General features: G+C 66.5%; 20 protein-coding genes. 10 read left to right on the top strand and 10 right to left on the bottom strand.

From position 1 onward, the window contains the following. Nucleotides 1–5: 5 nt before the first annotated feature. From QW887_RS05765 to ppk2, 4 genes are all read left to right on the top strand, one after another. Nucleotides 6–476 carry a nitrate reductase cytochrome c-type subunit gene (locus QW887_RS05765; protein WP_315714155.1) on the top strand — a complete coding sequence of 157 codons (471 nt, stop codon included), beginning with the start codon at nt 6–8 and terminating at the stop codon, nt 474–476. Next, nucleotides 473–1,135 carry a NapC/NirT family cytochrome c gene (locus tag QW887_RS05760; protein ID WP_315714154.1) on the top strand — a complete coding sequence of 221 codons (663 nt, stop codon included), beginning with the start codon at nt 473–475 and terminating at the stop codon, nt 1,133–1,135. The genes QW887_RS05765 and QW887_RS05760 overlap by 4 nt, the downstream gene beginning before the upstream one ends. A 267-nt stretch (nt 1,136–1,402) precedes the next feature. Continuing rightward, a complete protein-coding gene (locus QW887_RS05755) occupies nt 1,403–2,512 on the top strand; it encodes an ATP-dependent RecD-like DNA helicase (RefSeq protein ID WP_315733892.1) in 1,110 nt (369 codons plus the stop codon). 146 nt (nt 2,513–2,658) lie between these two features. Then, nucleotides 2,659–3,789, top strand: a complete 1,131-nt coding sequence (gene ppk2 / locus QW887_RS05750; RefSeq protein ID WP_315750091.1) for a polyphosphate kinase 2 — start codon at nt 2,659–2,661, stop codon at nt 3,787–3,789. Between the two features lie 10 nt (nt 3,790–3,799). Here ppk2 and QW887_RS05745 read toward each other — a convergent pair whose 3' ends face one another. Next, complete coding sequence (locus QW887_RS05745) at nt 3,800–4,051, bottom strand: hypothetical protein (protein WP_315750090.1); 252 nt, start codon at nt 4,049–4,051, stop codon at nt 3,800–3,802. Nucleotides 4,052–4,229: 178 nt separating this feature from the next. Then, nucleotides 4,230–4,487, bottom strand: coding sequence for a hypothetical protein (locus QW887_RS05740; RefSeq protein WP_315750089.1), 258 nt, complete (start codon nt 4,485–4,487; stop codon nt 4,230–4,232). Nucleotides 4,488–5,533: 1,046 nt separating this feature from the next. Between QW887_RS05740 and msrA the strand changes: the two genes are divergently transcribed. From msrA to QW887_RS05725, 3 genes are all read left to right on the top strand, one after another. Next, entirely contained in the window at nt 5,534–6,247 is a 714-nt protein-coding gene (gene msrA / locus QW887_RS05735) for a peptide-methionine (S)-S-oxide reductase MsrA (RefSeq protein WP_316166528.1), read from the top strand. A 112-nt stretch (nt 6,248–6,359) separates the two neighbouring features. Further along, entirely contained in the window at nt 6,360–6,770 is a 411-nt protein-coding gene (msrB, locus tag QW887_RS05730) for a peptide-methionine (R)-S-oxide reductase MsrB (RefSeq protein WP_315750087.1), read from the top strand. Nucleotides 6,771–7,167: 397 nt separating this feature from the next. After that, nucleotides 7,168–7,452: a hypothetical protein gene (locus tag QW887_RS05725; RefSeq protein WP_315714146.1), complete on the top strand. Its 285-nt coding sequence runs from the start codon at nt 7,168–7,170 to the stop codon at nt 7,450–7,452. Nucleotides 7,453–7,551: 99 nt separating this feature from the next. Here the strand turns inward: QW887_RS05725 and QW887_RS05720 are convergent, their stop codons facing one another. Together QW887_RS05720 and QW887_RS05715 are read right to left on the bottom strand one after the other, a co-directional pair. After that, nucleotides 7,552–8,085 carry a DUF4112 domain-containing protein gene (locus QW887_RS05720; protein ID WP_315750086.1) on the bottom strand — a complete coding sequence of 178 codons (534 nt, stop codon included), beginning with the start codon at nt 8,083–8,085 and terminating at the stop codon, nt 7,552–7,554. 75 nt (nt 8,086–8,160) lie between these two features. Beyond that, nucleotides 8,161–9,120, bottom strand: a complete 960-nt coding sequence (locus QW887_RS05715) for an AraC family transcriptional regulator (protein ID WP_315714144.1) — start codon at nt 9,118–9,120, stop codon at nt 8,161–8,163. A gap of 261 nt (nt 9,121–9,381) precedes the next feature. Here QW887_RS05715 and QW887_RS05710 point away from each other — a divergent pair, with 261 nt between their 5' ends. Both QW887_RS05710 and QW887_RS05705 read left to right on the top strand, forming a co-directional pair. Then, nucleotides 9,382–9,627, top strand: a complete 246-nt coding sequence (locus tag QW887_RS05710; RefSeq protein ID WP_315714143.1) for a hypothetical protein — start codon at nt 9,382–9,384, stop codon at nt 9,625–9,627. Nucleotides 9,628–9,659: 32 nt separating this feature from the next. Next, a complete protein-coding gene (locus QW887_RS05705) occupies nt 9,660–9,908 on the top strand; it encodes a GCG_CRPN prefix-to-repeats domain-containing protein (protein WP_316194257.1) in 249 nt (82 codons plus the stop codon). Nucleotides 9,909–9,932: 24 nt separating this feature from the next. Here QW887_RS05705 and QW887_RS05700 read toward each other — a convergent pair whose 3' ends face one another. The 6 genes from QW887_RS05700 to QW887_RS05675 form a co-directional block, all read right to left on the bottom strand. Next, the gene (locus QW887_RS05700) at nt 9,933–10,370 is read right to left on the bottom strand and encodes a DUF5413 family protein (RefSeq protein WP_315714141.1); all 438 of its coding nucleotides are present in this window, start codon (nt 10,368–10,370) and stop codon (nt 9,933–9,935) included. Between the two features lie 54 nt (nt 10,371–10,424). Continuing rightward, entirely contained in the window at nt 10,425–12,074 is a 1,650-nt protein-coding gene (locus tag QW887_RS05695) for a hypothetical protein (protein ID WP_315714140.1), read from the bottom strand. Between the two features lie 36 nt (nt 12,075–12,110). Then, on the bottom strand, nt 12,111–13,403 hold the full coding sequence (locus QW887_RS05690) for an adenylosuccinate synthase (protein WP_315714139.1): 1,293 nt from the start codon (nt 13,401–13,403) through the stop codon (nt 12,111–12,113). Nucleotides 13,404–13,750: 347 nt separating this feature from the next. Next, entirely contained in the window at nt 13,751–14,434 is a 684-nt protein-coding gene (locus QW887_RS05685) for an ABC transporter ATP-binding protein (protein ID WP_315714138.1), read from the bottom strand. After that, entirely contained in the window at nt 14,427–15,653 is a 1,227-nt protein-coding gene (locus QW887_RS05680) for an ABC transporter permease (protein ID WP_315750080.1), read from the bottom strand. The genes QW887_RS05685 and QW887_RS05680 overlap by 8 nt, the downstream gene beginning before the upstream one ends. Further along, nucleotides 15,650–16,918 carry an efflux RND transporter periplasmic adaptor subunit gene (locus QW887_RS05675; protein ID WP_316194498.1) on the bottom strand — a complete coding sequence of 423 codons (1,269 nt, stop codon included), beginning with the start codon at nt 16,916–16,918 and terminating at the stop codon, nt 15,650–15,652. Before QW887_RS05675 ends, QW887_RS05680 begins: the two co-directional genes overlap by 4 nt. 208 nt (nt 16,919–17,126) lie before the next feature. Between QW887_RS05675 and mgtA the strand changes: the two genes are divergently transcribed. Next, nucleotides 17,127–19,685, top strand: a complete 2,559-nt coding sequence (mgtA, locus tag QW887_RS05670; RefSeq protein WP_316194256.1) for a magnesium-translocating P-type ATPase — start codon at nt 17,127–17,129, stop codon at nt 19,683–19,685. Nucleotides 19,686–19,743: the final 58 nt, after the last annotated feature.

Here is a 19,743-nt window from a genome sequence, read left to right as displayed (position 1 = left end):
CCATCATGATGAGAAAAATCGCTGTCATGCTGATCGCGGCCAGCGTTGCGGCCGGATCGAGCGCCCTGCTCGCCCAGAGCGTCTCGTCCTCGCTGCGCGGTCCTGCGCCGCTCAACGACGAGGGTCCTGCGCCGCCGATGCAGCCGATGAAGAACACCGCCGAGAAGGAGGTGCGCAACTATCCGGAGCAGCCACCGGTGATTCCGCATGCCATCGACGGCTATCAGGTCGACATGCAGGGCAACAAATGCCTGTCCTGCCACGCCCGGGCGCGCACGGCGGAGTCGAAGGCGCCGATGCTGTCGATCACCCATTTCATGGATCGCGACGGCCAGTTCCTGGCGTCGGTGTCGCCGCGGCGCTACTTCTGCACCCAGTGCCACGTGCCGCAGAGCGTCGCCAATCCGCCGGTCAGCAACGACTTCGTCGACATCGACACGCTGCTGGCGCACGACAGGCCGGGGGGCAAGCGATGAGCAGCGCCGACATCCCGGAGGGCGCCAAAGCGCCCGTCCCCGAAAAGCGGCTCGGCCTTGCCGGCCGCGCCTGGCAGTTCATTCTCGACCTCATCGACGTGCTGCTGAAGCCGAGCTCCGTGTTCGGGCTCGGCGTGCTGGTGCTCGCCGGCTTCCTCGCCGGCGTCATCTTCTGGGGCGGCTTCAACACCGCGCTGGAGATCACCAACACCGAGAAGTTCTGTACCGGCTGTCACGAGATGCGCGACAACGTGTTCGCCGAGCTGAAGACGACCGTCCACTTCTCCAACCGCTCCGGTGTGCGCGCCAGCTGCCCGGACTGCCATGTGCCGCACAACTGGACCGACAAGATCGCGCGCAAGATGCAGGCCTCCAAGGAGGTCTGGGGCCATCTGTTCGGCTCGATCGACACCCGCGAGAAGTTCACCGACCGAAGGCTGGAACTGGCGTTGCACGAATGGGCGCGCTTCAAGGCGAACGACTCGCTCGAATGCCGCAACTGCCACAGCGCGCAGTCGATGGACATCACCAAGCAGTCGCCGCGCGCCGTCGAAGCCCACCAGCGCTTCCTCTTCACCGGCGAGAAGACCTGCATCGACTGCCACAAGGGCATCGCGCATCACCTGCCGGACATGCGCGGCGTCCCGGGCTGGCAGTAGGCTTCCTCTGGAGGGGAACGAGCGATCGCCGCAGGCACGCTGTGCCCCCTCCCCCGCTTGCGGGGGAGGGCTAGGGGTGGGGGGCGCCACACGGGCAGTCCCGCCGGAGCGTTCCCCCACCCGCATCGCATCTTCCGATGCGATGCGACCTCCCCCGCAAGCGGGGGAGGCGTGGACCCATTCACATCGAGCGCTTGATCTCTCCCCGTCAGCCCTTAGGTTCACGGAATGTCCCCGAGTCGCCGCGCGGCTCCATTTCGTTGAGCCATGACCACCTTCTCCCCGCATCAGGATTCCGCCCTCAAGGCCGTCGGCGACTGGCTGAAAGCCAAGCCAGGCAAGAACGGCACGCCGCAGGTGTTCCGGCTGTTCGGCTATGCCGGAACCGGCAAGACCACGCTGGCCCGCCACATCGCCGAAGACGTCGACGGCGAGGTCAAGTTCGCGGCCTTCACCGGCAAGGCGGCGCTCGTGATGCGCAGCAAGGGCTGCGACAATGCCTCCACCATCCACTCGCTGATCTATCGCGCGCAGGAGAGCGGCGAGGAGCAGCCGAACTTCGAATTGTGGGACGACGCGCCGGCGTCCAAGGCCAAGCTGATCATCATCGACGAATGCTCGATGGTCGACGCCGATCTTGGCCGTGATCTCCTGTCCTTCGACTGCCCGTTGCTGGTGCTCGGCGATCCCGCGCAGCTGCCGCCGGTCAAGGGCGGCGGCTTCTTCACCGAGAGCGAGCCCGACGTGATGCTCACCGAGGTGCATCGCCAGGCCAAGGACGATCCGATCGTGCGGATGTCGATGGACGTGCGCGAAGGCAACACGCTCGACATCGGCCGCTACGGCGAGAGCGAGGTGGTGGAGCGCCGCGAGCTCGATCCGTCGCGCGTGATGGAGGCCGACCAGGTGCTGGTCGGCCGCAACGCCACCCGCCGCGCCTACAACAACCGCTTTCGACAGCGCCTCGACATCGAGGACGCCCTCCCCGTTGCCGGCGACAAGCTGGTCTGCCTGCGCAACAACCGCAAGAAGGGCCTGTTCAATGGCGGGCTATGGCGGGTGAAGTCGCGCGCGACCTCGAAATCCAAGATCGTGACGATGCGGGTCGCGCCCGACGAGGATCTCGGACGCAAGGTGACGAAAGTCTCGGTGCGCGGCGAATGCTTCGGCGGCGGCATCGAGGACATCCCGTGGGAGCAGCGCAAGCCTTACGACGAGTTCGACTACGGCTACGTGCTGACCGTGCACAAGTCGCAGGGCTCGCAATGGGACGACGTCGTGCTGTTCGACGAGAGCTTTGCCTTCCAGGAGAGTCGCGCCCGCTGGCTCTACACCGGAATCACACGGGCCGCGAAGCGGCTGTCGATCGTGGTGTAACGCCGGCTTTACCGCGCGAGACGATTTCGCTCGCCTCGCTGGTACCCACCTGCGGCCGGTTGATCCACGTCAACCTGACGCAGGGTCCTTGGCGGATAAAAATCGATTCACATCTCTGTTAAACCAACAGCAGGCAGCGGAATCGCATGGCAAAGTCCAGGACCACGAAAGCCAAGGCCTCCAATGGTCAACGCATGAAGCGCGCAGCCGCCACCGTGCACGCCCCGCGCCGGCAATCAGCTGCGGGGCTCGATCCGATCGCCCAGTCGCTGGTCGACGAACAGATGCAGGCTGCGCAGATCACCGGGCTATCGGCGTTCGAGACCGTGCTGAACGGACCGCCGGCACTCGACGCCGACAGCGCACCGATCAGGGCCATGCTGGACGGCGCAGCACCCGACGATGCCAAGCTGATGAAGGCGCTGATCGAAGGCAAACAAACCAAGCGCGACAGGCGCCACACCTCCGACGAGCTCGCCGACAATTGGCGCCAGGGCGGCTACCCCTACAAATACCGGATGTATCGCAAGGACTACGAGGAGCAGAAATTCATCCTGCAGACCGAACTGCTGAAGCTGCAAAACTGGATGAAGGATGCGCGGCAACGCCTGGTGCTGCTGTTCGAGGGCCGCGATGCCGCCGGCAAGGGCGGCACCATCAAGCGCTTCATGGAGCATCTCAATCCGCGCGGCGCCCGCGTCGTGGCGCTGGACAAGCCGAGCGACGTCGAGCGCGGCCAATGGTACTTCCAGCGCTATGTCGAGCACCTGCCGACCGCCGGCGAGATCGTGCTGTTCGACCGCTCCTGGTACAACCGCGCCGGCGTCGAGCGCGTGATGGGCTTCTGCTCGCAGGCCGAATATGACGAGTTCCTGCGCCAGGTGCCGGAGTTCGAACGCAACCTCGTGCGCAGCGGCATGCACCTGATCAAGTTCTGGTTCTCGGTCAGCCGCGAGGAGCAGCGCCGCCGCTTCAAGGAGCGCGAGGCGCATCCGCTGAAGCAATGGAAGCTGTCGCCGATCGACACCGCCTCGCTCGACAAATGGGACGACTACACCCGCGCCAAGGAGGCGATGTTCTTCTCCACCGACACCGCCGACTGCCCGTGGACCGTGATCAAGTCCGACGACAAGAAGCGGGCGCGGCTGAACGCGATGCGCTGCGTGCTGCATTCGCTGCCCTATGCGGGCAAGGACGTCTCACGCATCGGCCAGGTCGACGATCTCATCGTCGGCCGCGCCAGCGTCATCCACGAGCGCGAGGAGCACGCCAACTGAGGCGACGCGCTCAGCGCCGATGACGTCGATGCGGCCCCACGCGATCGGCCGGAGGCATCGCTGCATTTGCATTCGGAAAGGCCGACGTGCCACGGCGGGCCAGTTCCGCCTGCGCCGCCGGCGTCAGCGCGCCGCCATTGAGCACGTCGCGTTCGGGATGCATGGCCGCATAGGCCGCCGGCTCGGAGAATTGGGCCGATGCCGCGGTGGCCGCCAGCGTCGACATCAGCAGAGCTGCCGCCAGGCTCCTGAATGCGATCATAATTGGTCTTCCCTGTTGCGCACCAGTTCGCGCAGGCGATGATGTAGGCAGGCGAAAGCGGCATCCCAATCACGACCGCGCGAGCCGACGGCCGTTCGTGATCGCGCCCATCGCTCAGACGTAGCGCGGCAGCCGCTGTCCGGGCAGCAGATCATAGGGGCGCCTTCCGGGCGACGCGTCATCGCCGCTGCGGCAGCCGATCATACGGGCGGAGATGAGCCGGCGGGGGAAACACGAGCACCGCGCCGGAGGCGCGCACCAGGCCCATTCGTCCCGCCGGCGTCAGTGCGCCGCCGTTGAGCACGTCGCGATCGGGATACATCGCCTGAAACGCCCCCGGCTCCTGCTCGCCGTAGAACCAACCCTGCGCCGATGCAGGCGCGGCAGTCGCCATCGACAGCAGCACGGCTGCCGCCTTCGATTTCCACATTGTCATGATTGTTCTCCAGGTTCTCAAGGGGCGGAGAACGCGCACTCGATTGATCGATGCCCTGGTCAGGGCCCTGCCGGTCGAGGCGCGACCGCCTCTGTATTGACCATCGGATGGAGGAAATATTCGCGGCGTCCCGCCGCGCCGGCATCACGACCGCGACAATGGAATGACATCATGGTTCGAGGATCGGCGAAGCGTGATGGGATCGTGACCTGGCGGGTTGGACGTCGCGCGTCGCGCCGTCGACGATATCGACTATGGTGAATCTCGTAGCTGCCCACCCATGCATGAATCACTGCACCTTCCTCGCATGCGGCAGCGCCGTTCGGCCCGTCGGGCAAATCGGCCGGCGACGACAAAAGCTGTCAATGTCTTCTGAAAAACATAAATCATTTCGCGCCGTGCCCAAATCAGGCTTATGATGCCTGCGTTTCGTTGCACGGCAGGGGACGTATCGCGATCGTCACGGACGTTGGCAGCGAAATGCGATGGATGCGACATGTTGCAGCGGGCGAAGCGCCTGCGGACGAACGGCATGGCGCGGACGGCGAAAGCGTGTGGTCCTGGCCTCCCGACGCTGAGGCCAAGCTGGCGGTGATGATCCGCCGGCGACGGGGGCAAGACAGCCGGTCCCCGGGGAGAGCACGTATAAGCGTTAAAACCATCGCGCAGGGAGGGCCGGATCTGTCCGGCTGAACCTGTGGTACCTGCCGCCTGCATTTTTTCCGCAGGCGGGCCACGGGCCTCAGTCGAGGTCCGGCCTTCCCTGCGCCCTCCGCTTTCGGAGGGCCAATGAACCGGCATCCCTCGGGCAATTCGGGCCGCGAGAACACATCGTCATGCCTGGAACGGTCTCGCCACAACTCCAGCGTCGTCCCGGCACCCATTGGGCGATTGCTTATGCCTCGCGCCACCCGCCTGTTCACGCAGTCGTGTCACGTCCCCCGTAACGCCGGCCGGGCACCGACGTATCTTGCAGCAGAGGCCGGACCGGGCCAGTGTTTCCGGCCGGCGAGACGAGATAAGCCACCCCTCACGAGGATCCGAAGATGCGCCTCACCCGCTCCCTTTTCGTCAAGACAGCCGTGCTCGGTGCGATGGCGGCCGGCGTCCTGGCCTGGCAGCCGCTGCACGCCGCCGAGCAGGCCGTTGTGATCCCGCCGCCGGCCCAGGATCAGCCGGCCTCAGACGCGCTGGAAACCGCTGTCGTCGCCGGCGGCTGCTTCTGGGGCGTCCAGGGCGTCTACCAGCACACGGCCGGCGTGGTCAGCGCCGTGTCCGGCTATGCCGGCGGCACCAAGGCCACGGCCGACTACCGCACGGTCTCGAGCGGCACGACGGGCCACGCGGAATCGGTCCAGATCAAGTACGACCCGAAGAAGATCTCCTATGGCAAGATTCTGCAGATCTTCTTTTCGGTCGTGCACGATCCGACCCAGTTGAACCGACAGGGCCCGGACTCGGGACCGCAATATCGCTCGGCGATCTTCACCACCTCGGAGGCGCAGAGGAAGGTCGCGGAGGCCTATGTCGCCCAGCTCGACAAGGCCAAGGTGTTCGGCAAGCCGATCGTCACCAAGATCGGCAAGCTCGACGCGTTCTATCCGGCCGAGGCCTATCATCAGGACTACCTGACGCTGCACCCGAGCCAGCCCTATATTGCCTATAACGACCTGCCGAAGATCGAGAATCTGAAGAAGATCTTCGCGGAGAACTATGTCGAGAAGCCGACGCTGGTCGGCGAGGCCAAGGCAACGAACTGAGGCGACGAACTAACTGGGTAACGAACTGAGGCGACGACCTGCGGCCGCGACCGAGGCCGATCAGCGCAATGACAGGGAGCGGACCAGTTCGGTCCGCCCGGAGGACAACGGGATGAGCGACACCAAGACGAGCGACAAGGTCATCAAGAGCGAGGCGGAATGGCGCGAGGAGCTGACGCCGATGCAGTACGCCGTGCTGCGCGAGAAGGCGACCGAGCGCCCGTTCTCGGGCGAATACGAGCATGAGCATCGCGCCGGGACCTATGTGTGCGCCGGCTGCGGCCAGACCCTGTTCGAGTCCGACGCCAAATTCGACTCCGGCTGCGGCTGGCCGAGCTTCACCCAGCCGGCGACGGAGAGCCACATCGACGAGGAGACCGACCATACCCACGGCATGGTCCGCACCGAGGTGCTGTGCTCGAAATGCTCCGGCCATCTCGGCCATGTCTTTCCCGACGGCCCGGGGCCGACCGGCCTGCGCTATTGCATCAACTCGGCGGCCCTGAAGCTGAAGCCGCGGTGACGTCTCCATCGGCCCCGGTTCCGTCACGGACGGTAATCGGGGCCGCTGGGCTGGCGGCCGGCGCGGCGCCGGGGGCCAAAACCGGCCACCAGGGGCGAGATTTTAGCCGTGCAGATCGGGCTCTCCTGCATTCACAAGTTGTGGATCGATTAAACCATTGAAAAAATAGGATATTTCAGTAGGCCCCGAACCAGGCCGGATTTACGATGTGAGCGTGCAGGATTCGCATTTCTGCCAAATCGGCCTATATTAGAGACCGTAACTGACTATGCAGGGCCGGGCCGCCTGGAGCGGCAAATCCCGCCCTCCACCCCCGCAATCGCTGGCGTCATTGCCAAGCTGAATGTTTTGAAAGCTCGCGTCAGCGCTTCCAGCCGACAAGAAGAGGTCTCAGACCATGCGTCCACTGCGTCCGTTCAACTTCAACACCTCTGCCGAACTGTTTCCCGCCGCCATCCGCAAGAAGAAGCGGGCGGGCTTCGCCTACCGGCGGTTCGGCACCGCGGCTGAAGCCGTGCGCTTCGCCATGGAGGAGTTGCCTGCGGATTCGCTGAATGGCGCCTACCTGCAGGTCGAGGAAGCCCGCTTCGACCAGAACGGCATCCGCACCTTGTATGAGAGCGAGGCGTTTCCGTTGCCGCGCCGGGGGGTCGACAAGGCGCAGGACGCCGATGCGGCCTGACGGCTGCCAGACCAGTCTTCAACACCCTGCCCCGCCTCGCGCGGGGCAGTTTTTTTATGGGGGTCGGTTTGCGAGGTTTTGGCCCGGTCTCGCAGCGCCTCAACGCGACTGGGTATCCAGCCACCGCCGCAGGATCTTGGCGTTGCGCATGTTGGCGCGGAACAGCACGTCGAAGGCGTCGCCCGCGACGGGGACCATGCCGATCACCCCCTCGACCGCGACATTGCCCAGCATCCGCGTAATGACGTGCCAGGGCGCGCCCAGCGCACGGGCCTCGCGCACCAGCCACAGCGACAGCGCGGTCGCGATGAGGTCGCCGACCACCGGGATCAGGCCGATGATGCCGTCGATGCCATAACGGATGTTGGTGCCGGGCAGGACGAAGGCGACGTCGAGCAGCTTCGCCACGGCCTCCAGCCGCGCGATGCGCTGCTCACGGGTCAGATTGCCGAAGGGATTGGCGGTGTTGAAATCGAAGCGCACACCGTCCGGACCGACGAAGGCGCCGTTGAACGAGGACCGGAAGGAGCCCTGCGGGATCTCACGTCCGTCCTGGTCGATGATCGGTCCGCGCGCCTCATTGGCGTCGAAGTGCGCCTGCGAGGCGCGTCCGCGGCGGGGCGAGGGAGCCATGTGGTCTTGCATACCCATGAGATGGCAACGCGCGGGGCTCGGCACAAGTTGCGTCGAACCGTCGCCTTGTCTCGCCTAGCGGCCCCGGGCGCCGGTCGGCGTCAGCCCGAAGCGGCGCCGGAAGCAGCGGTTGAAATAGGACAGGTCGTTGAAGCCGCAGGCAAACGCGATGTCGCTGATGCGGCGTCCGCCGCCGGCCAGCAGGTCCATGGCCTTGCGCAGGCGCAGCTCGTTCAGCCGGGCCGAGAAGCCGGCGCCGGCCTCATGCAGCAGGTCATTGACGTAGCGCTCGGACAGCCCGGCCGCGACGGCGAGCTTCTGCGCCGAAAAATCCGGCTCGGTGAAGCGGCTGTTCAGAATGGTCAGCAGCCCCGCCAGGCGAACGCTGCGCAGGCCGCCGCGGCCGGCCTTGCGCATCGCGTCGCCGCGCACACCGAGCCCGAGCGCCACCAGATCGAGCAGATGCTGCGCGATCGCCGGGCCGGCCTCGTCGGCCGCGGCGGGATGGGCGAGCAGCAGCTCGCTGTAATCCATCGCCAGCGACAGCGCGCCGCCCGGCGCCAATTCGCGTCCGACCAGATCATCGACACCGGAGACCATCGAGCGCAGCGTCATCATCGGCAGATGCACGTTGACGAAGCGCTTGTGGCTGGCGCCGTCGGCGCTGAAGAAAGGCTCATCGAGCTTGAGCAGCACCATTGCGCCGGGGCGCAGAACGAACTCGCGTCCGCGATGGACGACCATCGCCTCGCGGCTGCCGGCGTTGCGCGCCAGGCAATAGCGGTCGTCATTGGTCGCGAGCACTTGGCGCCGTTCGCGCCTGACACGGGTGAAGGTGCCGTCGCAGCGCCCGAGCAGGGTGGTCCCGATGTGGATCGCGTTCATTGCGGCGCGAAACGGCACGTCCTCGGCCGGATCGAGCTCACCCGTGTTGGAGAAGTGCTCGAACAATTCCGCAAAGCACAAGAAGCGCTGCCTGTCGTCGAGCCCTTTCGGCAGCATGTCGGTCGACAGCATTTTCCTGACGATGGTCATCGAAATCGGACCCGAGGCAAAGGAATTTCCGAAGCAACGCGATCAATGTGGCAGCGGCGGGATGAACGGCCGCTGAAGTCGGCAGAGCTCATCGAGACGGGATCGGGAGCGCCGATCAGTCCAAGTCGCGCGACCGTTCATGCCGATGAGTCCAAGACAGCGGCAACGGGTTCAACTAGCGATGCCGATGGACGCACGCGGACATGCGTTGCGGCCTGCACCCTTCAAGTCGAACAGCCATGAGTACGAGGAGAGATTGAAATGACCATGTCTTCCGCGGCCCGCAAGCTCTGCCTCGGCGCCGCCCTCGCGGGTTGCATCGGGATCGGCTACGCGCTCGGCGCGCAGCCGCACATGACCGCGACTATCACCATGCTGCAATCGGCGCGGGCCGAGCTGGCTCAGGCGACACCGAACAAGGGCGGCCATCGCGAGCGCGCGCTGGGGCTGATCGATCAGGCCATCACCGAGGTGCGTGCCGGCATCGCCTTCGCTGCCGGCGGCTGACCCTTTCGCAAATCACACCAGGGAGACCATCGATGCGAACCATCCTCACCAGCGCGCTCCTGTTGGGAGTTCTCGCCGTCGGCGCATCTGCGATGCCGCTGGCTCCGATCGACGCCGGATCCAAGCCTGAGGTGATCCAGGTCGCCGGCGGCTGCGGCCCGGGCTGGCACCGCGGTCCCTATGGCGGATGCCTGCGCAACTACGCCAATCCGGCGGCGCACGCCTGCCCGCGCGGCTTTCACATCGGCCCCGGCGGCCGCTGCCGCGGCAACGGCAGGTAGGGCTGATCGGCTCGTGCGATCGGCTTACGCAGTCGGCGGCTCAGTAACGACCGCCGGCTGCGGCTCCTCAACGAATCTGTGCACCAGCCACGATGACACCGTCGCCGGGATGAAGCCGACCAGCCCGTACAGGATCCACTGCACGATGCCGTATTCGGAGCCATGCGAGGCGTAGTTGAAGGCCGCGAGCAGGAAGGCGATGCCGCCCACCAGCAGCATCCGCAACGTCGGCCCGATGCGCCTGACGTGGAACAGGATGTCGTCGATCGCGCACATCATCAGCGCCGGCAAGAAGCCGAACAGGTAGCTGTATTGCAGCGAGGTGACGAAGACCTTGAACAGCTTGGCCACTTCGCCCGGATTGGTGTTGGTCCAATAACCGGACATGTAGGTCGTGACCAGGAGCAGCGCGAAGCCGCCCAGCGCCGGGCCTACGGCAACGAAGATGAGATATCGCTTCATGCCCAATCTCCTGCCTCGGCGATTCGCCGAACGCGCGAGGCGCGTGCGGCCTGCTCAGTCACCCCACAGCGCGAAGGCGTCGTTGAACGCGCGCTCGCCCGGCGCGCCCTTCTCGATCGCGATGATGGCCCGGCGCTGATTGGTGTAGACCAAGGGAACGTCGAACCAGGAGCGCTCCTTCAGGAGCTGCACGTTGCGGGTCCGGTCGGCGTCGACGTTGGACAGGCCGACCAGGAAGAAGCCGTCGGTGACCTTCACCGCAAGGCCCGCCAGCGGCGTTCCGCGTGACTGTTCGTTGGACTTCATCAGGATGCCCGGCACGTTGCCGACGCCGCCGCCCGAGAAGTCCTGCGGCAGGATGAAGGTGAGCTCGGCGGTGTGGCTCGCCGGCAGCGACGTGTCGGTGTTGCGGCGGAACGACATCGTCATCTTGAACTTGCGATCGGGAATCTCGATGTCGGCGCGCACCGCGATATCGGCCTTCTGCGTGCCCGTCGCCTTGATCTGCTCGGTACGCCAGACCACCGAGCCGATGTACTGCTTGCCCTTCGGATCGGCGGGATCCTCGTCATACAGCACGACGCGCTGTGCGACCGGCGCGATCTGGTCCGAGGACGGCGACTGGCCGACGCGGTCGGTGATCTTCGGCTTGCTCAGCGGCGCGCCGGTGTCCTTGGGCGCCTCGACCGTCGAGGACGATTTGAACAGGCCGTTGACCATCCCGACCAGCGGCCGGCCCCACAGAATTCCGGCGCCGATCAGGATCAGCACGATCCCGGCGGCGATGGCGGCCTTGAACGGAAAGGTCGAGCCGCTGCGCTCCGGCTTCTTCTTGCCCTCGCGATCCGGAGCGGCGCCACGCTGGCGGGTCGAGGTGGCCGGCAGCGCGTAGCGCTCGGCCTCCTGGACCGACTCGTCATAGGAGTACGGCGCCTCGGGCAGCGGCGGCCGGTCATCGTCGTCGCCCTCGAGCCGATCGAGATCGGTGGCCGGAACGTTGGCGTAGGTCTTGCGCGCCGCGCGGTTGGCCTGCGCGGTGGCCTTGCCGAGATCGTCGACATCAGCGGTGATGTCGCGGAAGCCGCGCATGGCGGGCGGCGTTGCCGGATTGCCGTTGTCCTGAGCACCGCGGCGGGCGGCAGCCGGACGTTCGCGCACGGGAGGCGCCGCCCCATCCTGTGGAGGCGTTTGAGGCGGCTGGGGCCGCGGTGGCACAGCTGGTGCGCCAGCGGCAGCCGGCGGCGCTTCCGGTCGCGGATTGCGCGCCGGACGCAGCTCGGCCGTCTCGGCGCCGAGCGGCGGCCGCTCGGCCCGGGCAGCAGCCGGGCCCGCCGGTCGTGGCCGGGGGGCGGCAGTGGCGGCCTGGTCTGGAGTCGGAGTGGGCTGAGCCGAGGGGGCTGCCGGAGCATCCGAATTGCGCGCACCGGCCCGCCGGAGGGCATCGCCTGGGCGGGCAGCGCCACTGGACGCCCGCTGCGCCTCGCGGGCACGCTGGGCTGCTTCCGCCTCGACCTTGCGAACGGCCTCCTCGAGCGACAGCCGCTCGCGCGTGATCTCGGACTCGCTGAGCGGCGGCTGGACGCTGCGCAACTGTGCGATCAACGCCGCCCGGGCCCGCTCGTAAAGCGCACGCCGGCTTTCCCCGGGAGCGTTGGGGTCCAATCCGGCAATGGCACGGGCTATCAGCGGGTAGTAGTCGGCCATATCAACTCAATTCGCGCGCTCAGCTGTCGGGTCCCGTCACGCCTCGAAGGGATTCTGGACCAGAATAGTATCCTCGCGTTCGGGGCTGGTGGAAAGCAGCGCGATCGGGCAACCCACCAGTTCCTCGATGCGCCGGACGTATTTGATGGCCTGTGCCGGCAGATCGGCCCAGGAGCGCGCGTTCGCCGTCGGCTGTTTCCAGCCTTCGATCGTCTCGTAGATCGGTTCGACCCTGGACTGCGCGCCCTCACCTGCCGGGAAATGATCGATCTCCTTGCCGTCCAGCCTGTAGCCGGTGCAGACATCGATGGTGTCGAAACCATCGAGAATGTCCAGCTTGGTCAGCGCAAGACCGTTAATGCCGCAGGTCCGGACCGCCTGACGGACCAGGACCGCATCGAACCAGCCGCAACGACGCGGCCGGCCGGTATTCGTTCCGAATTCGCGGCCACGCTCGCCGATCTTGCGGCCGGTCTCGTTGTCCTGCTCGGTCGGAAACGGCCCCTGCCCGACCCGGGTCGTGTAGGCCTTGCACAGGCCGAGCACGTAGCCGATCGCGCCCGGCCCGAGGCCGGCGCCGGTGGCCGCCTGCGCCGCCACCGTGTTGGACGAGGTCACGTAGGGATAGGTGCCGTGGTCCACGTCGAGCAGCGCACCCTGCGCGCCCTCGAACAGCATGCGCTTGCCTTCGCGGCGCTTGATGTCGAGCAGCCGCCAGACCGTCTCCGCATAGGGCAGCAGCTTCGGCGCGAAGGCGGTCAGCTCGCGCAGGATCTGCTGGCCGTCGATCGGCTCGAGGCCGAGGCCGCGGCGGAGCGCATTATGGTGCGCGAGCAGGCGGTCGATCTTGTGCGGCAGCGTATCGAGATCGGCGAGGTCCATCAGCCGGATCGCGCGCCGGCCGACCTTGTCCTCATAGGCCGGGCCGATGCCGCGGCGGGTGGTGCCGATCGCGGTCGCCGCGCTCGCGGATTCCCGCAGCGCGTCGAGTTCACGGTGCAGCGGCAGGATCAGCGTGACGTTCTCGGCAACGCGCAGATTGTCCGGGCTGATGGCGACGCCCTGCGACTGGAGCTTGCCGACCTCGTCCAGGAAGGCCTGCGGATCGAACACGACGCCATTGCCGATCACCGACAGCTTGCCGGTGCGCAGCACGCCCGACGGCAGCAGCGCCAGCTTGTACGTCGCGCCGTTGATGACAAGCGTATGACCGGCGTTGTGGCCGCCCTGGAAGCGAACGACGATGTCGGCCTGCTCCGACAGCCAGTCGACGATCTTGCCCTTCCCCTCGTCACCCCATTGGGCGCCGACGACGACGACGTTAGCCATTCGCAGCTCTTTCCTCTGCCAAGATCCAAAACAGCACGATCGGTTCGGACGAAATCGCTTCCGATGAGGGGCCAGCCTGGCCAACCATGCGCCCAGCCCAAATCGCGGCCAGGACCGCTCGCTTGCGAGGCGACCCACCGGATAAAGGAAGCCGCCGGGCTAGGCAAGCGAGAACGGGCCTTCGGAGCACACAAGAGCGCCACCAAGCCTTTGATAAGCCCCAAAATTTCAAGCCGCCCCGGCTGCGGATCGGGCGACCCGGCCGTGCGCTTCTGGCGGCGCATCGACCCGGGCAGTTCCATTAAGCCTCCGAACGGCGGCGAATCTACGATCGAAGCGGCCCGCCCTCAGCTCTGGATGCGGCCGTCGACAACCTCGATGATGCGATCGCAGCGCCGGGCCAGATCAAGGTTGTGGGTGACGAGCAGGAAGCTCGTGCCGACCTCCCGATTGACGTCGCGCATCAGGCCAAAGACCGCTTCGGCAGACTTGGTGTCGAGGTTGCCGGTCGGCTCGTCCGCCAGGACCAGATCGGGGTTCATCGCCAGCGCCCGCGCCACCGCGACCCGCTGCTGCTGGCCGCCCGACATGTTGCTCGCGAGATGGTCGGCGAATTTCGCCAGCCCAACCTGGTCGAGCAGCTTCGACGCCTGCGCCTCGATCTCGGGGCCCGGGAAGCCGCGATCGACCAGCAGCGGCATCATCACGTTCTCCTTGGCCGTGAAGGCAGAGATCAGGAGATGAGACTGAAAGATGAAACCGATGGTATGGCCGCGCAGATGGGTGAGCTCGGTATCACTGAGCGACGCAGTATCCTGGCCCTTGATCGTCAACCGGCCGGAGGTCGGCCGGTCCAAGAGACCGACGATGTTCAGCAGAGTGCTCTTGCCGGAGCCGGACGGACCGATCAGCGCGACGAACTCGCCGCGGTCGACCTCGATGTCGATGTCGTGCAGCACCTCGGTCTCGGTCGGCAGCCCGACATTGTAGGCCTTGCAGACCTTCTCCAGTCGCAGCAGGACCTCAGCCACGGATCGCCACCACCGGATCGAGCTTGGCCGCGCGCAGCGCCGGCGCGGTCGCGGCGAGCAGGCCCGTCACCGTCGCGAGCAGGGCCGTGATGAGAAACAATCGGCGTTCGAGGATCAACGGAAACAACTCCGAGCCATCGGCCTGGCGCTGCACCGCATGCCAATAGATCAGCGCACCCGCGCCCATTGCCGCGCCGAACAGCGAGCCGACGAAGCCGAGCAGCCCGCCCTGCAGCAGGAACACGCGCAAGATCTGTCCGCGCGAGGTGCCCATCGCACGCAGGATCCCGATCTCCTTGGAGCGCTGGATCACCGAGACGATCAGCACGGCCGCGATGCCGAACGCGACCGAGAGCGCGACGAAGACCCGGATCAACGTGTTGGATGTCGCCTGCGCGCGCACCGCCGTGAAGAACTGCGCATTGGTCTTGATCCAACTGTCGGCCTTGACGCGATTGGCGGCCTGGATGCGCTGCGCAATATCCTCAGCGGCATAGATGTCCCGTACGGTGATGTCGATCGTGGTGACGCCGCCGACCATGCCGAGCAGCGACTGCGCCGTGCGCAGCGCGACATAGGCGGAGCGCTGATTGGCGCCCTTGCTGCCGAGGTCGACGAGGCCAGTCACGATCAGCACCCGGTTGGCGCCGGATGCCGCCTGAACATTGAGCTTGTCGCCGACGATGGCGCCGAGATCCCTGGCAAGCTCGGTACCGATGATGATGTCCTCGCTGGTCAGCCGCGGCTCGCCGGCGACGATGTAGTCCGGCACGCGCACGATTGTGAAGTAGCTCTCCGGCTCGATGCCGGACAGCGTCACGGCGCGGCTGGCGTCGCCGCGAATGGCGAGGGCCGAGCCGGAGATGGTCGGCGACACCGCCGAGATCTCCGGCATCGCCAGCATCTGATTGCGGATCTTCGGCCATTGATCGATCGAGATCACGCGCTGGCTCGGACGCTGCACGATGGCATCCTCGATCACGCCATTGTCGTTGCGCAGGGGACGCGCAACCTGATCCGGCGTCAGCAGTTGGATCTGCGGCTGCGAGGTCAGCACCCGCTTGATGAAATTGGCCTCGAGGCCGGCCAGCATCGCCGACATGAACACGATGACGCCGACGCCGATCGCGATGCCGCCGATGATGAACAAGGTCTGCAGCCGGCCCTCGCGCAGGAAACGCACCGCCGCGATCCACTCGAAGGGCAGCCAGCGGTTCACGGCAGCACCGGGCGGAAGCGCTGGCCGGTCAGGATGCCGGAACTCTGGGGCACGGCGATGTCACCGGCGTTCAGGCCGTCGACGATCTCGACATGGCTGTTGCCGCGGATGCCGACGCGCACCGGCTGCTTGGCGGCGCGGCCGTCCTTCACCCCGAGCACCCAGGGCTGTCCCGAGGTGATATCGTGAACCGAGCGCACCGGCAGCTCCAGCGTATCCTTGCGGGAGGCGACCTCGATGTCGACAGACACCGTCATGTCCTGGCGCAGATAGTCGGGCGGGTCCTTGACGATCAGCTTGACCTGGACGGACGCGCGGGAAATATCGATGCCGGGATTGATGTAGCTGACCACAGCGGGGAAGCGCCTGTCGGGGTAGGCATCGGCCGACGCGAGCGCCGTCTGGCCGAGCGCCAGCTTGCCGAGATTGCGCTCGTCGATCTGCAGGACGAGCTGGAGATCGCCGGCAGGCGCCAGGACGAGCAGCGTCTTGCCGGGCTGCGCCACGGTGCCGCGCTCGACACTGCGCGTGATCAGCACGCCGTCGCGCGGCGCCGAGATCGTCGCATAGCCGAGACGCGACTGCGCCGTGTCGAGATTGGCGCGCGCCTGGTTCAGCTGCGTCTCGGCCATGACGTAGTCGCTGCCGCCGGGGCTCGCCGTGAAGACCTGGAATTCGGCGGCACGCTTCTGGGCCAGCGCAACGTCGAGCGTCTTCTGGGCCTCGTCGAGCGCCGCGCGCGTGGCATAGCCGTTGCCGGTCAGCTGCGACGTCCGGTTATAGGTCTGCTGAGCATTGAGCAAGGTCGCCTGCACCTGGCGCAAAGCCTCCTTCGCCGACGGCAAGGTCAGCTCGGCGAGCTGGCGCATCCGCGCCTCGGCCTGCGCCACCTGCCCTTGTGCCTGCACCACCGCAGCCTTCAGCTCGCGCGACTCCAGCGAGATCAGCGGCTGGCCCTTGGTGACGTGCTGGCCTTCCAGCACCAGCACGTCCTCGACGGTGCCGGTGATCTGGCTGCCGATCTCGACGCGGAACGGCGTCTCGACGTGACCGCTGGCAACGACGGTCTCGACGAGGTTGCCGCGCCGGACCTGATCGACCACGATGGCAGGCCCAAGCATGACCCGGACGCTTTGCCAGCCGCCAAGGCCGAGCAGCACGATGATGGCGAGAGCAAACCAGCGATGCGCCCAGACCGCCGCTAGGACGGTCGGACCAACGGCGGCTTTCGTAGGGGAAGGGAGAGCTGCGGCATGATCGGCCATGGTCGTCAACACAAACTCGTCAATGCGGATGATGCCCAGTGACGCGCCATCCATTCCTTGAGTGCGGCCGTCAGCCCGCGGCGCATTGCACACAAAGCTAGGGGATCGCGACAGCAGGATGTTGCGCTAGGTCAACCGGCGGACGATCGTTCATGCAAATCAGGCATGATGACCATTACCAATCATCCACGAACATGAACGGACGCATGTGAGCACTGATACGACCCCCGGCCTACACCGGTTCTGGCGCCTGTCGCCTGCGCAGGCAGGCGCAGCGCTGGGCTGCGACCTGGACGGCCTCGGCAGAGCCGACGCCGAGCAGCGGCTGCAACGCTACGGCCGGAATGCCGACTCCCCATCGCATGTCGTGGGGCCGATGCGCGCCGTGCTCCGCCGCCTGCTCGAGCCGCTATCGCTGATCCTGCTGGTGGCCGGCATCATCTCGATGGTGACGGGCGACGTGATCGGCGGCGCCATCATCGTCCTCATCCTCACGCTGTCGATCGGACTCGATACGGTTCAGGAGGGGCATGCCGTCAAGGCGGCCGAGGAGCTCCGCCGCTCCGTGGCCCTGAAGGCCGAGGTCAAGCGGGACGGCGCCTATCGCGAGATCGACGTCGACGCCGTCGTTCCCGGAGACATCCTGCGCGTCCGCGCGGGCGACATCGTTCCTGCCGATGCGCTGATCATCGAAAGCAAGGCCTTCACTGCCGGCGAGGCGGCGCTGACGGGAGAGCCCTATCCCGTGACGAAACAGGCCGGTATTCCCAGCGATGAGAACGACACGTCGAATGCGCTGTTTCGTGGCTCCGTGGCTCAGACCGGAGAGGCCGTCGCGCTCGTCGTCAACACCGGGCCGAACACGATGTTCGGCGCTGCCGCCTCGGCGCTGGCCGAAGAGCAGGCCCGCACGCCGTTCGAGCGCGACCTGCACGAGTTCGGCCTCGTCATCGCGCGGCTGACGCTGGCGCTGGTCGTGATCGTGCTCGCGGTGCGCGTCGTGTTCGGCCGTGATGTGCTCGACTCGCTGTTGTTCTCGGTGGCGCTGGCCGTCGGACTGACGCCCGAGCTGCTGCCGATGATCACCACCGTGACCCTGTCGCGCGGCGCGCTTCGCATGGCCAACCGCAAGGTGATCGTGAAGCGGCTCGCGGCGATCCATGATCTCGGCGCGATGTCGGTGCTGTGCACCGACAAGACGGGAACATTGACCTCAGCAGAGATCACGCTCGCCCGAAGCATCGCGCCCGACGGCAGCGACGACCCGCGAGCCGCGGAGCTCGGCGCGATCGCTGCCGCGCTCGGCGGCGATCGGGGCTCGCTCGACACCGCGCTCATCGCCGGCGCGGACCGTGCGGCAGCAGGATGGACCCTGGGCGGACAGCAGACCTTCGACTTCTCGCGCCGGCTCGGCTCGGTGCTGGCGATCCGCGGGGCAGATCAGATCCTGATCGTGAAGGGCGCGCCAGAGGCGGTGATCGAGCTCTGCACGCAGCAACGGCAGGGCAGCGCGACTACGCCGATCGACGCCAGCGGCCGCAACGAGATGTGCGCGCGCGTTCACGCGCTGGCGCGCGAGGGCCTGCGCACGGTCGCAATCGCGTCACGGCCCTGGACCGGCGCGCCGCGCGAGATCGAGACCGATGACGAGCAGGAACTGATCTTCGAGGGTCTGTGCGCGTTCGCCGATCCGCCCAAGCCGACCGCAGCCGCGGCCATCGCGCAGCTTGCGCGCGCCGGCATCGCGCTGAAGATCCTTTCCGGCGACGATCCGGTCGTAGTCAAGCGACTGGCCGGGCTGGTCGGACTGAGGGCGGATCGCGTGCTGTCCGGCAGCGACATCGCCGAACTCAGCGATGACGCGCTCGCGGTGCAGGTGCGCTCGGCCGACGCGTTTGGCCGGCTCGCCCCCGATCAGAAATCGCGCATCGTCAAGGCGCTGCAGGCCTCGGGCCACGTCGTCGGCTTCCTGGGTGACGGCATCAACGACGCGCCGGCGCTGAAGGTGGCCGACATCGGCCTGTCGGTCGACGGCGCCACCGCCGTGGCGCAATCCGCCGCCGACATCATCCTGCTCGCCTCCGATCTCGAGGTTGTCGCCAACGGTGTGGAGGAAGGGCGGCGCACCTTCGCCAACATCCTGAAATACGTGCGAATGGGCGCGAGCTCGAATTTCGGCAACATGCTGTCCATGGCGCTCGCTTCGATCATACTGCCCTTCCTGCCGATGCTGCCGACGCAGATCCTGCTCAACAACCTGCTCTATGATCTCTCCGAACTCGGCATCCCGTTCGATCGTGTGAGTCCGCAGGCCACCGCGCGGCCGCAGCGCTGGGACATGAAGCGGCTGCTGCGCTTTGCCGCGATCATGGGCCCGCTGTCGTCGCTGTTCGATTTTCTCACTTTCGGCGCCCTGCTCTATTTGTTCCATGCGACGCCCGACGAGTTCCGGACCGCCTGGTTCCTCGAATCGATGGCGACCCAGATCCTCGTCATCTTCATCATCCGGACCAACGGACGGCCATGGAGCAACCGCGCCGATCCGATGCTGACTGCGTCGTCACTGACCGCGCTCGCCGTCGCGCTCGTCGTGCCCTTCACCCCGGCCGGCGCCTGGTTCGGCTTCGTGGTGCCGCCGATCGCCGTGCTGGCCACCATCGCGGCTCTCGTTATCGCCTATCTGGTCTGCGCCGAAGGTCTCAAATCGGTCGCCGTACAGTCCACGACCTTGCGAACTCACTGGCGGCATCACCACCGCGGTTCATGACCAGCGCCGCTGCATAGTCGCGATGCATCTGCCCTCTTGATAGGCAGCTGCAATTGGT

Origin of the sequence: Bradyrhizobium sp. SZCCHNRI3052, from assembly GCF_032484895.1 — a bacterium.
Classification (GTDB): Bacteria; Pseudomonadota; Alphaproteobacteria; order Rhizobiales; family Xanthobacteraceae; genus Bradyrhizobium.
This window is presented reverse-complemented; position numbering and strand designations above follow the sequence as displayed.

Bases quoted from the DNA above. Each gene is read 5' to 3' on its own strand.
- QW887_RS05690 (WP_315714139.1), bottom strand. From the start codon at position 13,403: ATGGCTAACGTCGTCGTCGTCGGCGCCCAATGGGGTGACGAGGGGAAG.
- QW887_RS05745 (WP_315750090.1), bottom strand. From the start codon at position 4,051: ATGATCGCATTCAGGAGCCTGGCGGCAGCTCTGCTGATGTCGACGCTG.
- QW887_RS05710 (WP_315714143.1), top strand. From the start codon at position 9,382: ATGACCATGTCTTCCGCGGCCCGCAAGCTCTGCCTCGGCGCCGCCCTC.
- QW887_RS05675 (WP_316194498.1), bottom strand. From the start codon at position 16,918: ATGGCCGATCATGCCGCAGCTCTCCCTTCCCCTACGAAAGCCGCCGTT.
- QW887_RS05765 (WP_315714155.1), top strand. From the start codon at position 6: ATGATGAGAAAAATCGCTGTCATGCTGATCGCGGCCAGCGTTGCGGCC.
- QW887_RS05705 (WP_316194257.1), top strand. From the start codon at position 9,660: ATGCGAACCATCCTCACCAGCGCGCTCCTGTTGGGAGTTCTCGCCGTC.
- ppk2 (WP_315750091.1), top strand. From the start codon at position 2,659: ATGGCAAAGTCCAGGACCACGAAAGCCAAGGCCTCCAATGGTCAACGC.
- QW887_RS05720 (WP_315750086.1), bottom strand. From the start codon at position 8,085: ATGGCTCCCTCGCCCCGCCGCGGACGCGCCTCGCAGGCGCACTTCGAC.
- QW887_RS05715 (WP_315714144.1), bottom strand. From the start codon at position 9,120: ATGACCATCGTCAGGAAAATGCTGTCGACCGACATGCTGCCGAAAGGG.
- QW887_RS05725 (WP_315714146.1), top strand. From the start codon at position 7,168: ATGCGTCCACTGCGTCCGTTCAACTTCAACACCTCTGCCGAACTGTTT.
- QW887_RS05755 (WP_315733892.1), top strand. From the start codon at position 1,403: ATGACCACCTTCTCCCCGCATCAGGATTCCGCCCTCAAGGCCGTCGGC.
- msrA (WP_316166528.1), top strand. From the start codon at position 5,534: ATGCGCCTCACCCGCTCCCTTTTCGTCAAGACAGCCGTGCTCGGTGCG.
- QW887_RS05740 (WP_315750089.1), bottom strand. From the start codon at position 4,487: ATGACAATGTGGAAATCGAAGGCGGCAGCCGTGCTGCTGTCGATGGCG.
- QW887_RS05760 (WP_315714154.1), top strand. From the start codon at position 473: ATGAGCAGCGCCGACATCCCGGAGGGCGCCAAAGCGCCCGTCCCCGAA.
- msrB (WP_315750087.1), top strand. From the start codon at position 6,360: ATGAGCGACACCAAGACGAGCGACAAGGTCATCAAGAGCGAGGCGGAA.
- QW887_RS05695 (WP_315714140.1), bottom strand. From the start codon at position 12,074: ATGGCCGACTACTACCCGCTGATAGCCCGTGCCATTGCCGGATTGGAC.
- QW887_RS05700 (WP_315714141.1), bottom strand. From the start codon at position 10,370: ATGAAGCGATATCTCATCTTCGTTGCCGTAGGCCCGGCGCTGGGCGGC.